Raw genomic sequence first — 15599 nt, 5'->3', positions numbered from 1 at the left:
CCCCTATCCATTTTCCCCAAAACTCTTCCACTTCAAACCATCATATGAGTATATGTATGGGAATGAAGAAAATGCATCGACAGGGATAGCGATTAATCATTGCTTTCTTGCAGCATTTCCCTTATAATTTGATATGCTGACGTTTAAAAACATATCGTGCGCTCGTAGCTCAGTTGGATAGAGCGGTGGTTTCCGGTACCACGTCTGCCGGGGGTTCGAATCCCTCCGAGCGCGTCTATAGTATCCGATAGGATTGGATTTATAATTTGTGAAAAAGCTAAAAACCCTTTGAAATAAAGGGTTTTTAGCTTTTTTATGTGGGTGGAATTAAAAGTGAGTAAACGATAATGTTACGTTTTATACAAATTTTCCATTTGTGGATCTTTTGAGATGTGGAGAAAAGTAAGAAGCTGTCATGACAACATCCTTGTATGACAGAAAAAACGCCTTTGATGGGAAAGGTGTTTTATGAACAGTTAAGTATACCTATTAATCAAATTCCAAGAAAGAAAACAGGTTATGGCTTTGAAAGGGAAGTGAATCTTCATTATGAAAATGAAATCGGCGGAAAGGTTGCGCCTGCATTTGATTTTGAAGTTCCGACGAATATGGTCGATAGTTATTTGACATACAAGAAAAGCGGAAACCGTTCTTTAATTGAAATGGAAGAAACGAAGCACAGTAGTGAAATGAAGGGCGAAACATCAGTGTACGACATTAAGTATGAGCTTCCGCATATCAACGTCGAGCGTCATACAGGTCGCCTATTTGATGATGAACAGGTCGAGAAAAAAGACAAAAGAATCACGTATGATCTTGTGGATGGAGGGCGTAAGTTTTATAGCCCAATTTGGTCTTATATGGGGAATTGTGGCATGAAACTGAAATCACAGCCTATGGGTGTGAATCTCGTTATGGTGGATGTGCAACAGCAATTAGAGCTATACGCTCATATGTATGCCCATATGGATTCGGAAACGAAGGAATATGACGAGGTTCTATTGAAGTCAGTGTATGCCGATGATCCATTCCCAAATGGATTACCAGAGGGATGGACAAAAGAGGATATGGAATGGATAAAAAAGAAATAGCAGAGAGGAGATAGGTGGATAGAGTTTTGCAAAAGTTCTCAGAAAAGCTATGGACGAAACAAATATTTCACAGGCTGAATTGTCAAAGATGACAGGTATAGGGAAATCCTTAATAAGTGAATATTTACCATAAAAAAACAAATATATATAAAATAGGAAGGTAAAGTATTTCAGTTCTTAGGATGACTTCCTTTGAGCATAATGATGAAATAAGTAAGGATAATACCGATAAGGCGATATATGTAAAAAATCAGCTGAGATTCTGGGGAAATCAGAACAATTTGTACGTGTTGGATTGCAACGTTCTGTCTTGCCTTTTGGCACAGCGGTGAAATTAAACTCCAAATGGACTTATCATATAAGCGCAAAGAAGTTTTATGATTATATCTGATGGATTACGGTTTAAAACATTGAATAGCAGCTATGTGAAAAGAATTAATATTTTTAGGGGATTTTTATAATGTCAGGGTCTAGTATTTGAAAACGAAAAATAATTTGTTTTAAAATCACGTTACAAGTTATATAATTTTAAAAAATGGGCATAATTTAAAATAAGGGAGGTTGGAATTGTGGAATATGAAAAATTAACAAAGCTTTTTTATAAGAAAGGTGAACAATTTGCCGAAGAAGAATATAAAAAGCGAATAAATAGTTATGGTTCCTATCTAACCCCATTATCTGTGCAAGGATTTAGAAAAGGTAAACTTACTCAGTGTCATCACTCCTTATTTTACGTTAACATACCATATTTGATGCAATTAAATAATAAGGTGTTAAAAAATAGTTCAAGAATCTCATCATTAATTGCGAAACTGCCGCAATATATATTAGAACCATATTTTCATAAAATGATTGTTAATGAAGCGCAGAGTAACAATGAAATTGAAGGGATAAGAAGTACAAAAAAAGAACTGGAAAGTGTATTAGAAGGAGTAAATAGATCGGAAAATCTTAACAAACGTTTTACGGGTCTTATGAAAACATATTTGTTTATCGATGATATTGAACCGTTTAAAACTGTGCGGGATTTTAGAGAATTGTATGATGATTTAGTTTCGAAGGAAATTGAAAGTAGTAATGAGCCCGACGGTAGGTTGTTCCGAAAAGGTTATGTTGAGGTAAACAATGGTTTATCGATCACACATATAGGAGTTAGTACCGAGGACAAAATAATAGAGTGTTTAAATACACTTATAACATATTTGGAAGATGATGAACACCCTGAATTATATCGTTATATGGTTGCTCACTATTTTTATGAGTATGTACATCCATTTTATGATGGAAACGGAAGAACAGGGCGATTATTGGTTTGCAGTTATTTATCTAGATATCTTGAGAGATACTCCGCTATAACATTTTCATATGCTGTTAATAAGAATAAAAATAAGTATTATAAGGCACTTGAAGGAGTACCCAATCCATTGAATAAAGGAGAACTTACATTTTATTTAATGGATATGCTTGAATTATTATCTATGGGCCAAGAAGAGATTATAGAGGATTTAGAAATAAGTTTGGGAAAACGTGAGAGAATAGCAAAATTCTTTAATGAAGATTTTGTAGAGAGTAGCCGAGACAAGTGGTTGATATTAAAATTTATGGTTGATATTTCTGTGTTTGTAAATAATGATGCTAATATTTCAATAACGAAACTAATGGATGCTGTTAATATAACGAGATATAAAGTGGATAAAATAGTGAGCGAATTAGAGTCAGAAGGTTATATAGAACAAGTTAGCCTAAGACCTAAAGCATTTAAAGTAGATGAGGGTTTTCTGGAGAATACACTTAGAGTTTAAAACAATGAGTTTTTTGTTCCGCAAAAGGTTTAACTAGGTGGTATTATTAAAGTAAACTCAATGGGGTAAACGTTTATGAAAAAAAGTACAGAATTCAGATGTAATCTTGATATCAGTATCGTTGAGCAAGTCAACAAACGATTGTTAGAAAATGGCTACTCTGAAAATGCTACGGGGATTAAAAATAATAAAGGGGAAATCATACAGGAACAATACAAATGGAATTTTTTAATGGCTTGTTTAACTCGAGTAAAAGAAATTGGCATGTATCTGAATAGTAGCGAAATGAAAATTGATTTTGAAAAAGATTATGTTGAATTTAAATTTATTGAATTACTCAATTATGCAAGCCAAATAGAAATGATAACAAATCAATTAATTGCAAATTTATCCAAAGAAGAGTTTAAAAAACCTCAGGTTAATGATTTCTTTGTTTTGGATGATTTTAGAAGAAAGTATGGAATGAATACTTCAGGTGATTCTCAATTTGTTGAATATATCCGTTCTCTTTGTGCAATTCACCCAACAGAAACAAATAGACATAAAAAGAGGGGGTTTCAATCAGGACTTGAATTTTCGCCATACGTTAGTAAACTAGGGAAATCTATAGATCTTATGAGATTTCCTCTAGTTATCAATACATCTTCAACTACAGAGGAGTTAAGTAGTTCTTGTATAAGCATTACAGTTTATCCCGGAGAAAAAAATATAAGTGAAGATCAAACCTCAAAAAAGACTGAGATAAATAAATTATTTGCAATTGGTGTAATAGATAAAGAAGAGTATGACATTATGTTCGATCGGATTGAATTTGGTGGAGATTTTCACATTATTGTCAATGTGAAAGATTTGATATGTTTCATTGAGAGTAGTTATTCTAGATTAGAAGTGTTGATATAAGAGATGACGAGTAGAGAAAAACTCATCCTCTTTAAATTCGTACGACAACTTTTGAGTAATACATCAGTATAGACAAATTTGTGTTTGGGGTTGCTGTATAAAGATACCTCAGTTCTCAAAATGATACTTGGGGTAAAGAGGAGCAAAAACATGACTGAAAAACAATACGATTTTTTCATTAGCTACAATCATAATGATGAAAGATATGCTAGTTGGATTTCCTACTTGTTGGAAGAGGCTGGGTATAAAGTTTTTTATCAAAATTGGGATTTTAAAGCTGGTCAAAACTTTATTCTTCAAATGCAGCATGGAGCAACATTCGCTAACCACACCTTAGCGCTACTCTCAAAAAACTATTTGGGTTCTACTTATACTCAATCAGAATGGGCTGCAGCATTTGCTTCAGATCCAACAGGAGTGAATCAAAAGTTTATGCCTGTAAGAATTGAAGATATTGATTTGGGAGGACTCTTACCACAAATCATTTACATAGATTTAGTTGGTAAAGATGAAGATGAGGCTAAAGCTGCAATACTCGAAGGAGTTTTAATTAAGCGAAAAAAACCAATGTCTCCTCCTCCATTTCCAGGAATGATTCAAAAGAGTGAGAAACTTGAAAGCATTCAAGGGAAGTGGTATGAAAAATGGTTAGATTCTCGTATAAAAGAACTTGAGAACAATAATTTTGTTGAGGAAGTTTTGGAAGGCGCAAAATTTGCTGTACACTTAGTGCCGTTAGAATCTATTACTAGGAATTTAACATTACCCGTAAATAAATTGAATAAACCCATGTTACTAGAACCATTTTTTACAAATGGATGGGACAATAAAATTAATAAAGATGGATACTGTACATTTTCAAAATGGCCACATGCTGAAAAATACCATGCATATGTACAATTCTTTAAAAACGGAATAATTGAATCTGTTGATATGGGTATTCTTAAGCCACGAGATGAATTGAAATATATACCATTCATAAAATTTGAAAAGGATATAATTGCACACGCCTATAAATATCTTAAAGCCATAAGAAGTGTAGATATTAAGTTACCAATTGCTCTTAATATTACTCTCTTCAACATTTCAGATTACTATGTTGGAAACATTAAATTCCCGAGAGAGAAAATAAATGAATCAACCTTAAAGTTACCTACTGTGATTATAAATTCTTGGGATGATAAACTAGATACCCTTTTAAAACCGAGCTATGATCTAATATGGAATCATTGCGGGTTTGAAGGTTCTTTAAATTATGATGCTGATGGCAATTGGCACGAATTTAACGGAATGTACCACATCTACTAAATGTTTTTTAAATGATTGGGTATCGGATTTGAGAGTAGGCTTAACAAAACGAGAGGTGGACTTATAAAAGATTTTAAGATATTTAGTGTGGTTAATACTGATTTAAAGTGAAAATAGAAATATTCTTTGCACAAATTTTGCTCGAGATAATATCAAAAAGTTGCTATAACAGTAATTAAAGACATAAACTATACGTTCTCCGAGCGCGTCTATAGTATCCGATAGGATTCGATTGATCATTTATGAAAGAAGCTGAAAACCCTTTGAAATAAAGGGTTTTTTGTTTTTTATGAGTGGTGTTGTGTGAGTAAATTGAGAGGAACTCTTCACTATGTATCAGCGTTTAAGTGAAGTAGTTCATTTTTTATCGAAAAACACAGATTACAATTGTTAAAAAGACAAATTTTCTTTATGATAGCGATCAAATAAAGTTTAATTGGTGTAAAATCATTGCATCAACAATATTCTCAAAGCTTGTTCAACGAAAAGGGCAGAATTCATTCATAAGGAGGCACTAATGAATTGTGAAAGTGTTTTACATCAAATTGAAGTAGCTGTTAAAACATTGATAAAAATAGTAAGGCAATTAGAAGAAACTGATTTACAAAAAAGACCAACACCTCATAAGCAGTCTATCGGAGAGTTGCTGGAACACATTGCGATCATTTGTGAAGCTGACTGGCGTATTGCGAATGAGGCGACCCAAGAAGAGATGGAAACATTTTATGCTAATGTATCATATAAAACTGTAAAGTCGATAGAAAAAGGCTTAATGACTAATTTCCATTCATTAAAAAATCATTATATGAAATTATCGGACACAGAACTACTGTCTCGTACCACTTCCTATTGGGGTGTGACATATACAAGGTATGAATGGTTGTTAGAGATTTTAGCACATGTTTATCATCATAGGGGGCAAGTACACGCTATGCTTGTTCACTGTTACGATAAAGACCCTAAAATTTCTATGTTTGAATAACTGTCCTCAATTCAAATAACCATCCATCGTGTTGGTTCAAGTAATGTCAATTATACGTTCTTCGAGTTCATACTCGACCTAGTTCACGATAGAACAAGGTCTCTCAAACCCTTCTCCATTAAGAGAGGGGTTTTTGTGTGGCGTTCACTTCTAAAACTTTACATCTATACCAAACTATTTATGCTATAATTAATAATCATTCTCAATTAAAGGTGGTTTCGTCAGTGAAAAAAATGATTTGGCTTATGAGTCTGCTGGCAGTATTGTTGGTGGCTTGCGGGCAGAAAGACAATAAAGAACAAGAATCAAATACTCGTACATATACAACTGAAACGGGTGAAAAGATCACCATTCCTGACAAGCCAAAGCGTATTGTTGTGTTAACAGCGCAGCTTGGAAATTTTAAAAAGTTAGGTGTGACACCTGTTGGCATGACAGATGTTTATCCTAAATCATCCTTTTTAGATGAAACAGGTGTGAAGAGGGTGCCGATAGAAAATGTGGAGGCAATCGCCAAACTGAAGCCTGATCTCATCATTGCTTATTCACAAAATGATCAAGTTGAGAAATATAAAAAGATCGCAAAAACAATTACTTTCACAACAAGTGAGCATAGCTTCAAAGAGATGCATATTGAAATCGGAAAGATTCTTGGAAAAGAATCGTTAGCGAAAAAACAAATACAAGAAATGGACGAGCAACTGAAAAAAGACGGCAAAGAGGTCAAAGCAAAAATTGGTGAAGACAAGACGTTCTCCATTATGGATGTGCAGCCTAAGCAGGTATACTTATTTGGTACAGACTTTGGCCGCGGTGGGGAGGTCATCTATCAAGGGTATGGATTTAGCCTGCCTGAAAAAGCGGATAAGGCTCTTCCGAAAGAAGGGTATCTCGGTATTTCATTAGAAGAGATGAATGAGTATACAGGTGACTATTTACTTGTACCAACAAAGGATGGAAAAGCACCTAATCTAGATATCACAGGTAGCGGTGTATGGAAGAAGAATAAAGCAGTGAAACAAGGACATGTTTTATCCTATTCAATCAAAGAATTTATCTATGCTGATCCAATCTCAATTGAAAAACAGTCTGCTGCGTTTAAACAAATGCTGCTCAAAAATTAATAGAAAAAAGACAAAGCACTTAAACAGGAGGCTTTGTCTTTTTTTCTGCTATCCTCTTAAAATACTAGCCATAAGTCTCATTTATCCCCTTTTCAGGCGTATTTGTTGAGCCCGATCACTGTATAAGATTAACATGGAAGGGAATTGACAATAAGGAGAGGATTCTTGTGGCGAAGGTTTTAATGATTACGTTCCCAGCTGAAGGACATGTGAACCCAATGTTAGGAATGATAAGAGCATTTGTTGATCGAGGTGATGAAGTGCATGTGGTCACAACTGAACATTATCAAAAGCGGATCAAACGCTTAGGCGCTCACGTACATATACATCCAGATTATATTCGCACATTAAGTGTCGAAGAAAGCGATTTAGAGTCCATGCAGCCATTTTTCCATGCCATGCTGCAAACGTCATTAGACATTTTAGAAGTGGTGGAAACTCTTTCTCAACAGCATTCATTTGATTTGGTCTATTTTGATATGTTTGGAGCAGGTGAGCTTGTGCGGGATTACTTACAAATTCCAGGCATTGGTTCGAATCCTTCTTTTGTGCTGCAGGAGGCGCATTTTGATACACCTTTATACAGAAAAGATGAGAAGGCGGCTCATCTGTTAGAAGAAATACATGAACGTTTTGGCGTTCAGCCAACACATTTGATGCAATTCATGAAAAACCGCGGAGAGCTGAATATGGTGTATACAAGTGAATATTTTCAGCCGTCTGTTGATGCATTGGATGATTCGTTTGTCTTCATTGGACCGAGCTTTCTAAAACGTGCTGACCAGCATGATTTCCCGTTAGAAGCGCTTGAGCGAGAGAAGGTCGTCTTTATTTCAATGGGAACGGTTCTTGGAGATACTGAAGCATTCTTTAATATGTGTATTGATGCTTTTGCCGACTTTGATGGAAAATTGATTCTCGCAACTGGTGAAAAAATCGACATGTCTCTCCTAAAAGAAGCGCCATCTCATTTTCTTATCGAGCCTTATGTGCCGCAGCTTGAAGTCCTTGAACTGACAGATGTGTTTGTGACCCACGGCGGGATGAACAGTGTCAATGAAGGTATTCATTATCATGTTCCAATGGTTGTCATCCCGGTTGACAAAGATCAGCCGATGGTGGCAAAAAGACTGACTGATCTCTCTGCTGCTCGTGCACTCGATAAAGACCAGCTGACAGCAAAACAGCTGAGAGATACTGTAGAGAGTGTACTCGGAAGTGACACATATCGTGCTGGGATTGAAAAGATTGAAGAAAGTTTCCAAACAGCAGGTGGAACAGAAAAAGCATTACGTGTCATTGATCAGTTTATGCAAGCGAAACAGACTCAATCATGAGTCTGTTTTTTCGGTGAAAAAAGCCATTGTATTTCCCAGATCTGTATGCTAATATTCAATTCGTAATCATTTCGATTAATAATCGTAATGATTACGATAAAATGAACATTTGGGGGAAGTACATATGAATCATCAACCTGATTACATAAAGAAAAAGGACGAGAAAAAGCAGTCCTTTGTGACATATACCTTGATGCTGTTTTCAGTCATGGCTTGTTTTCTATTGGCATCTTGTTTTGAAAATAAGACCTCTTCCAGTTTAAGTGGACGAGAAGATGATGAACTGGTGTATGCAAGTACAAAAGATATAAGAGACATTAATCCCCATCTATATGGCGGGGAGATGGCCGCTCAAAATATGGTGTTTGAATCGCTTGTTGTGAATACGGAAAAAGGCATTCAACCTGCCCTGGCCCAAAGCTGGGATATTTCTAAAGATGGAAAAACCTACACATTTCATCTTCGAGAAAACGTGACTTTTTCAGATGGTGAGCCATTTAATGCGAAGGCTGTCAAAATGAATATTGATGCAGTTGTCAAAAATATTGAAAAAAATGCTTGGCTCAATCTCGTGTCAGAAATTAAATCCACAAAGGCTGTAGATGAACATACTTTTGTTCTCACATTGAAGGAGCCCTATTATCCAACATTAGAAGAACTTGGTTTAACACGTCCATTCCGTTTTATTTCTCCCAAAAGCTTTATTGATGGCACCACATCAAAAGGCGTAAAAGGTTATGCAGGTACAGGTCCTTATGTGTTAAAGGAACATAAGAAAAATCAATATGCCATTTTTGAAGTGAATCATCACTATTGGGGAAAGAATCCAAAGATTTCAACGGTGAAATGGAAGGTCATGCCAGATCATCAAACCATTTTACTCGCTCTTCAAAAAGGGGAGGTTGATCTCTTATTTGGAGCAGATGGTGACATGATTGATGGAGATTCATTTCAGGCTTTAAAAGAAGCTGGTCAATATGGTGTGACTGTGAGTCCTCCTGTTGGTTCAAGATCTATTGTAATCAACTCCAATCAACCAATAACACAAGATCCAAAAGTAAGAGAAGCATTTCAATATGCCATTCAAAAAGAGATGATTACAGAAGGGATTTTAAATGGAACTGAACAGGTGGCACATACACTGCTCGCCCCATCAGTCCCTTACGCAAATATTCCGCTTAAAAAGAAAACCTATCAAAAAAAGAAAGCAGAGGCATTATTAGATGAGGCAGGCTGGAAGCTAAAAGAAGACGGCTATCGCTATCAAGAAGACAAGCCGCTCAGCGTGACCATTTATTATAATTCGGATAATGCAGGTGAAAGAACGATTAGTGAATCGATTCAGCAGGACTTCAAGCAGGTTGGAATCAAGCTTGATATTAGAGGTGAAGAAAAACAGGCATTTTTAGATCGTCAAAAAACAGGAAAGTTTGATCTTATGTACTCTCTATCTTGGGGACTTCCTTATGACCCTCAAACATACGTCTCTTCATTTCGTGTTGCATCCCATGCTGATTATCAAGCTCAGTTAGGATTGAAAAAGAAAAAGTGGCTGGATGAGACCATTACGAAAGTATTGGTGGAGCCGGATGAGCAAAAGAGGGCACAAATGTACCGAGATATTTTGACGTATATTCATGATGAAAATGTGTATATCCCTATTTCCTATTCTGTGACAAAGGCCGTTTATAATAAGCGCCTCAAAGGTGTAGATTTTCATGTATCTCAGTATGAAATTCCCTTTGATCGAATGTATTTTTCGTCATAAATCGGAGGCTGAGACATGACACGCTATATCATAAAACGATTATTGCTTCTTTTGCCGCTCATTGTATTCATTACGTTTTTTGCGTTTGTGCTACTTGCGATGCGTGCGAGTGATCCAGCTGAGGTCGCTTTACGTGTGAACCAAGTAACCCCAACGGAAGAGATGATTGAATCTATGCGTCAAGAGCTAGGCTTAGATCAACCGTTTTTCATACGCTATGTCACATGGCTTAAAGACGGATTAACAGGTGATTTTGGCAGTAGTTATGTCACACATGAGCCTGTACTTGACCTGATGATGGAGGCACTTCCTGCGACTTTACAGCTTGCAGGGATGTCCCTTTTGTTTATTATTGTGCTGAGTTTGTTATTCGGAATGGTGTGTGCATATGCGGCACATACATGGTTGGATCGAATCGTGAGAGCATTTGTGTTTATTGCAGCTTCCATGCCTAGTTTTTGGTTGGGCATTTTGTTTATCTGGCTTTTTTCAGTCAAATTTAACTGGGTCAACACGAGTGGAATGGAAGGATTTAAATCGATTCTTTTGCCAGCGATGACTTTATCACTTGGCTACTTATCGACCTATGTGAGACTCATTCGAAATCAAATCCTAAAGTTTCAGCACGAGCCCTTTGTTTTTTATGCAAGAGCTCGTGGTTTAAAGGAACGAACCATTCAATTGAAGGTGATGAGACATGCCCTTCAACTAGCAGTAACAGCACTCGGTATGTCAGTACCAAAGCTCATTGCAGGAACCGTCATTATTGAAAATCTCTTTGCTTGGCCAGGGGTTGGCCGTTTGTGTGTAACAGCTATTTTTCATGCCGATTTCCCTATGATTCAAGCCTATTTGTTTGTGATGGGAATTCTATTCGTTGTGTGCAACCTTATCGCGGACGTCATACAAATGATCATGAATCCGCAGTTGCGAAAGGAGGTCTGAGAACTTTGCCCGGATGGAATCGATTAAGAAAAGATCGCATAGCCATTCTGTCTATTTGGTTTTTGGCACTTGTCACATTAGCTGGGCTGTTTGCACCGTTTCTATCTCCGCATGACCCAACTGACACGAACATTCTTCAAAAATATGCTGGTGTGAGTCTAACATATCCCCTCGGAACCGATCAGCTGGGGAGATGCGTATTGTCCCGGCTCTTATATGGTATTCGGACAACGATGCTTGCTGCCGTGCTGACAATGTGTATCACGATGCTCATTGGCACGATACTTGGACTCGTAGCTGGCTTTTTTAGAGGGAAAGTTGATGAAGTGTTGATGAGAATATGTGATGTCATGCTGTCATTTCCAGCAGAGGTGATGATTTTGGCTGTTGTGGGCATTATGGGACCTGGGCTTTTCAATATTATTTTGGCCAATGTCCTTGCAAAATGGGCTTGGTATACAAGGATGATTCGTTCGTCAGTCCTGCAATATACGAATGAACCATCTGTTCAGTTTGCGAAAGTATCTGGAGGTTCACCTTTTTATATCCTTCGAAAACATCTATTTCCTCGCATCTCAGGAGAGATAGCTGTCTTTGCTACACTTGACGCAGGCTGGGTCATTTTAAATATTTCTGCTCTGTCTTTTCTTGGATTAGGTGTGAGTGCACCTACACCGGAATGGGGCATGATGCTCAACGAGGCGAAGAATGTCATGGTGACGCACCCGGCTCATATGCTCCCGCCTGGACTTGCGATCTTATTTGTGGTCATGGCACTGAATTTTTTAGGAGACAGTCTTCAGCAGGTCATGAACCCTGCCATGCATCTTAGCAACAAAAAAAGGGGGAGACGATTTGCCTTTCATCGAGATAAAAAACCTGTCCGTACATGATCCGATTCAACAAAAGGATTTGGCGGCAAATATCACGTTTACATTACATAGACAACGTTGTTTAGGCGTTATTGGAGAAAGTGGAAGCGGAAAATCAACCGTTGCAAAAGCATTAATTGGCCTTATCCCTCCTTCGCTAGAGATGATTGGGACCATTTTGTTTGACGGTGAAAAATTGACAAGTCAGACTTCACAGCAGTGGAGAGGAAAGCGAATTGGCTACATTCCACAAGATGCTATGAATGCGTTCAATCCAATTGAAACAATTGGTCATCAAATACTTGAAACGTTCCAGCGGCATTTGGGCTTACGTGGCAAAGAAGGAACAGCACATGCGATTACTGGGCTAGAACGTGTCCATTTAAACAATTCGCATATGTTAATGAAAAAATATCCTCATGAGCTGTCGGGAGGGATGCTTCAACGTGTCATGATTGCCATTACGATCATGCTTTCTCCTGACGTGATCATTGCCGATGAGCCTACAGCATCATTAGATGCATATAACCGGCGTGAAGTCATCACGCAATTACAGACGCTGAAAGAAGAAACAGGAGCTGCCTTGATCATCATTTCGCATGATTTAGGCGTCGTTCAGGCAATCGCTGATGAATTGTTGGTGATGCACCAAGGGGAGATGCTTGAGCATCGTCATGCAAAAGAGATATTTACATCACCTGAGCATCCTCAAACGAGGCATTTACTAGAAACGAGGCTTCGCTTATCGGCACCCCTTGAAGCACTGAGGCAGCAGAAGAGAGTGAGGGCATTCCCATGCTGATCACAGCAAATCAACTACTTAAACATGGAGAAGATAAAGGGCGCTTTTTTCATAAAGAGGAATCCATAGCACGCATAGCTCAGGTTTCATTTCAGATTGGAGAAGGTGAATGTGTCGGGTTAGTCGGTGAGAGCGGCAGTGGTAAAAGTACAATAGCACGTACGCTGCTTGGTTTAGAAACATTAGACGGCGGAGAGATAAAGATAGATGGATGGCCAGCTCATACATGGCGTAAGATGAACCGGGGGGGAATGAGTGTTGTTTTTCAGGATTATCTATCTTCTGTCCATCCTTCCTTTACAGTGAAAGAGATCATAGCAGAACCCATGCAAATAATAAAGCGAAACATGGATGTGAACCAAAAAGTGTTGTCCCTGCTCAAGCAAGTAAGACTTCCATCGTCTTTGCTAAATCAATATGCTCATCAGCTAAGCGGCGGTCAGCTCCAGCGTGTATGCATAGCAAGAGCCATATCGACGAATCCAGCCATTCTCATCTTAGATGAAGTCCTTAGCTCACTTGACGTTTCTGTCCAAGTTCAAATATTGGAGCTTCTTGAGACATTAAAGCAAGAGTTAGATATGACCATTCTCATGATTACCCATGATCTAGAGGCAGCCGTTTTTTTATGTGATCGACTTCTTTTTTTACATGAGGGAAAACTTGTGGAAGAATGTAAAAGTGACCAGCTGTTTGAAGCGACTCATCCATTTACGCTCAAGCTAATAGACTCACTCATGCCTTTTCAACTTGACAAAAAATAACCAATCTTTTATCGTATACGTAACAAACGACGGAAGGGTGACCCAATGCAATGAAGTACTAATCCTATGACCTGTAAGCAAAATGAAAGAACGAAGGCAGTGAGCAAACGATATGTGTTGCTATGTTTGCTGCGTTTTCATTTTTTAGCTTCGGAATAGGATGGTACAGCTTGGGAATCAAAGATTGAAGTGATGGATACGGGGGAGATGTGTGCTCATTTGATGAACCGCATGTCATTCTGTATCGATACGCTTATTTTTGTACACCATTTTGCCTCCTATTCTGAGAATGGGAGGCTTTTTCATGTCTCCTGATACGAAAGGAGAGGGTTGGATGTTACTGAGAGCCCACCAATTAAAAGTATTTCGAAAGGATCGCTTGTTATTTGATATAGAGGAGCTGGCCATTCATCAAGGGGACCGAATCGGCCTTGTAGGGACGAATGGCAGTGGGAAAACGACATTGCTCCATGTACTGGCGGGGAGGGAAAAACCAGATAGCGGCACATTTGCACACACTACAACTTGTACGCTGCTTCCTCAACTAAAGACAGGAGATGGCAGACAAAGTGGCGGAGAGATGACTCAAGCTTATATTGAGAGAGCTTTAAGCCGGCCTTCTGCCCTTTTATTAGCCGATGAACCCACGACTCATTTAGATACGGAGCATATTGAGTGGCTAGAAGAAAAGCTTCGTTATCATCAAGGTGCTCTGATTGTCGTCTCGCATGACCGTGCTTTTTTAGATGCGTTATGTACAGACATTTGGGAATTAGAAGATGGGGAGCTCAAACTATACAAAGGCAACTACAGCGATTTTGCCCGGCAAAAAGAACTCGAACATCGTCAGCAAGTGGAGGCGTACGAGGCGTATACCCAGAAGAAAAAACAGTTAGAACATGCACTGCAAAAGAAAATGAAAAAAGCCGACAAAGCGACAAAGCCATCTCCAAAGCTGAAATCCTCGGGGCCTAAAATTGCAAAGCCTTATTATGCAAACAAGCAAAAAAAGCTTCAAAAAACAGCCAAATCCATCGAAACAAGAATGGAGAAATTAGAAAAGGTGGAGAAGGTAAAGGAAGCCCAGTCTCTTCAAATGACGCAGCACACCATGAAGGAAGTGGCAAGCCGCACCATTTTTCGTGTCGAACATGTAGATGGCAAGGCAGGAGATAAAGTCCTTTGGAAAAAGGCGAATGTAGAAGTAAGAGGCGGAGACAAAGTCGCGATCATTGGGAAGAATGGGAGCGGTAAAACGACATTTCTCCGAATGCTTGTAAACGGTCATCCCGGGATTTTTCGTTCAGAAGCCGTGAAGATTGGTTATTTCAGCCAAGATCTTTCAGGACTGAATCTAGATGAATCGATCTTACAAAATGCACTGGAACAGGCGATTCAAGATGAGACTGTCGTTCGCACCGTTTTAGCGAGACTTGGGTTTCGGGGAGACGATGTGTATAAGCTGACGAACGTATTAAGCGGCGGGGAACGGGTGAAGACGATGCTTGCCAAGCTGCTCGTCAGTGATGCCAATGTTCTGATGCTTGATGAACCGACGAACTTTTTAGACCTTGCGGCAGTAGAAGCGCTTGAAGGACTTTTAAAAGATTACCCGGGCACAGTTGTGTTTGTCTCCCACGACAGAAGGCTCATTGAGCAGGTGGCTACTCGTATTCTTCATGTGCACGAGGGAATCATTGAACGCTTTGATGGCACCTATGAAGAATATAAACAAAAGGAAGAAAAGCCAGCTGCTACAAAGAAAGAAGAAGAGCTCCTGCTGATTGATATGCAGCTGTCTGAAGTGCTCAGTCGTTTAAGCATCGAGCCTTCTCGTGAGCTTGAAGAGATGTTTCAAGCATTGTTAAAAAGAAAGAAGTTGTTAGAGTCATAAAAAAAGCCCC

General features: G+C 38.4%; 14 protein-coding genes and 1 tRNA gene. All 15 read left to right on the top strand.

Annotated elements, in window-relative coordinates:
- Nucleotides 1–158 precede the first annotated feature (158 nt).
- The 15 genes from ID12_RS01795 to abc-f all read left to right on the top strand — a co-directional run bounded on the left by ID12_RS01795 (nucleotide 159) and on the right by abc-f (nucleotide 15589).
- A tRNA-Arg gene (locus ID12_RS01795) sits at nucleotides 159–234 on the top strand.
- 218 nt (nucleotides 235–452) lie between these two features.
- Nucleotides 453–1091, top strand: coding sequence for a hypothetical protein (locus ID12_RS01790; RefSeq protein ID WP_123768166.1), 639 nt, complete (start codon nucleotides 453–455; stop codon nucleotides 1089–1091).
- A gap of 49 nt (nucleotides 1092–1140) precedes the next feature.
- Entirely contained in the window at nucleotides 1141–1224 is an 84-nt protein-coding gene (locus ID12_RS19685; RefSeq protein ID WP_123768178.1) for a helix-turn-helix domain-containing protein, read from the top strand.
- 436 nt (nucleotides 1225–1660) lie between these two features.
- Entirely contained in the window at nucleotides 1661–2893 is a 1233-nt protein-coding gene (locus tag ID12_RS01785; RefSeq protein ID WP_050826638.1) for a Fic family protein, read from the top strand.
- 75 nt (nucleotides 2894–2968) lie between these two features.
- Nucleotides 2969–3793 (top strand): hypothetical protein, encoded by an 825-nt coding sequence (locus tag ID12_RS01780; protein ID WP_050826637.1) that lies wholly within the window; start codon nucleotides 2969–2971, stop codon nucleotides 3791–3793.
- 150 nt (nucleotides 3794–3943) lie between these two features.
- Nucleotides 3944–5101, top strand: a complete 1158-nt coding sequence (locus tag ID12_RS01775) for a toll/interleukin-1 receptor domain-containing protein (RefSeq protein ID WP_234717160.1) — start codon at nucleotides 3944–3946, stop codon at nucleotides 5099–5101.
- A gap of 517 nt (nucleotides 5102–5618) precedes the next feature.
- Nucleotides 5619–6083 carry a DinB family protein gene (locus ID12_RS01770; protein WP_050826635.1) on the top strand — a complete coding sequence of 155 codons (465 nt, stop codon included), beginning with the start codon at nucleotides 5619–5621 and terminating at the stop codon, nucleotides 6081–6083.
- Between the two features lie 233 nt (nucleotides 6084–6316).
- Nucleotides 6317–7207 (top strand): ABC transporter substrate-binding protein, encoded by an 891-nt coding sequence (locus ID12_RS01765; protein ID WP_034657816.1) that lies wholly within the window; start codon nucleotides 6317–6319, stop codon nucleotides 7205–7207.
- 167 nt (nucleotides 7208–7374) lie between these two features.
- The gene (locus tag ID12_RS01760; protein ID WP_050826634.1) at nucleotides 7375–8544 is read left to right on the top strand and encodes a macrolide family glycosyltransferase; all 1170 of its coding nucleotides are present in this window, start codon (nucleotides 7375–7377) and stop codon (nucleotides 8542–8544) included.
- Between the two features lie 124 nt (nucleotides 8545–8668).
- A complete protein-coding gene (nikA, locus tag ID12_RS01755; RefSeq protein ID WP_050826633.1) occupies nucleotides 8669–10312 on the top strand; it encodes a nickel ABC transporter substrate-binding protein in 1644 nt (547 codons plus the stop codon).
- Between the two features lie 15 nt (nucleotides 10313–10327).
- The gene (opp1B, locus tag ID12_RS01750) at nucleotides 10328–11257 is read left to right on the top strand and encodes a nickel/cobalt ABC transporter permease (RefSeq protein WP_050826632.1); all 930 of its coding nucleotides are present in this window, start codon (nucleotides 10328–10330) and stop codon (nucleotides 11255–11257) included.
- Between the two features lie 5 nt (nucleotides 11258–11262).
- Nucleotides 11263–12150 (top strand): nickel/cobalt ABC transporter permease, encoded by an 888-nt coding sequence (opp1C, locus tag ID12_RS01745; protein WP_050826631.1) that lies wholly within the window; start codon nucleotides 11263–11265, stop codon nucleotides 12148–12150.
- Nucleotides 12113–12931: an ABC transporter ATP-binding protein gene (locus ID12_RS01740; protein WP_008347779.1), complete on the top strand. Its 819-nt coding sequence runs from the start codon at nucleotides 12113–12115 to the stop codon at nucleotides 12929–12931. Before opp1C ends, ID12_RS01740 begins: the two co-directional genes overlap by 38 nt.
- The gene (locus ID12_RS01735) at nucleotides 12925–13695 is read left to right on the top strand and encodes an ABC transporter ATP-binding protein (RefSeq protein ID WP_050826630.1); all 771 of its coding nucleotides are present in this window, start codon (nucleotides 12925–12927) and stop codon (nucleotides 13693–13695) included. Before ID12_RS01740 ends, ID12_RS01735 begins: the two co-directional genes overlap by 7 nt.
- A gap of 334 nt (nucleotides 13696–14029) precedes the next feature.
- Nucleotides 14030–15589: a ribosomal protection-like ABC-F family protein gene (gene abc-f / locus ID12_RS01730; RefSeq protein ID WP_201800072.1), complete on the top strand. Its 1560-nt coding sequence runs from the start codon at nucleotides 14030–14032 to the stop codon at nucleotides 15587–15589.
- The last annotated feature ends 10 nt before the right edge of the window (nucleotides 15590–15599 follow it).

Origin of the sequence: Bacillus altitudinis, from assembly GCF_001191605.1 — a bacterium.
GTDB classification, from domain to species: domain Bacteria; phylum Bacillota; class Bacilli; order Bacillales; family Bacillaceae; genus Bacillus; species Bacillus altitudinis.
This window is presented reverse-complemented; position numbering and strand designations above follow the sequence as displayed.

Excerpts from the sequence above, each read along its gene's own strand:
- ID12_RS01735 (WP_050826630.1), top strand. The coding sequence starts at position 12,925 with ATGCTGATCACAGCAAATCAACTACTTAAACATGGAGAAGATAAAGGG.
- opp1B (WP_050826632.1), top strand. The coding sequence starts at position 10,328 with ATGACACGCTATATCATAAAACGATTATTGCTTCTTTTGCCGCTCATT.
- ID12_RS01770 (WP_050826635.1), top strand. The coding sequence starts at position 5,619 with ATGAATTGTGAAAGTGTTTTACATCAAATTGAAGTAGCTGTTAAAACA.
- ID12_RS01765 (WP_034657816.1), top strand. The coding sequence starts at position 6,317 with ATGATTTGGCTTATGAGTCTGCTGGCAGTATTGTTGGTGGCTTGCGGG.
- ID12_RS01775 (WP_234717160.1), top strand. The coding sequence starts at position 3,944 with ATGACTGAAAAACAATACGATTTTTTCATTAGCTACAATCATAATGAT.
- ID12_RS01790 (WP_123768166.1), top strand. The coding sequence starts at position 453 with ATGGGAAAGGTGTTTTATGAACAGTTAAGTATACCTATTAATCAAATT.
- ID12_RS19685 (WP_123768178.1), top strand. The coding sequence starts at position 1,141 with ATGGACGAAACAAATATTTCACAGGCTGAATTGTCAAAGATGACAGGT.
- abc-f (WP_201800072.1), top strand. The coding sequence starts at position 14,030 with ATGTTACTGAGAGCCCACCAATTAAAAGTATTTCGAAAGGATCGCTTG.
- nikA (WP_050826633.1), top strand. The coding sequence starts at position 8,669 with ATGAATCATCAACCTGATTACATAAAGAAAAAGGACGAGAAAAAGCAG.
- ID12_RS01780 (WP_050826637.1), top strand. The coding sequence starts at position 2,969 with ATGAAAAAAAGTACAGAATTCAGATGTAATCTTGATATCAGTATCGTT.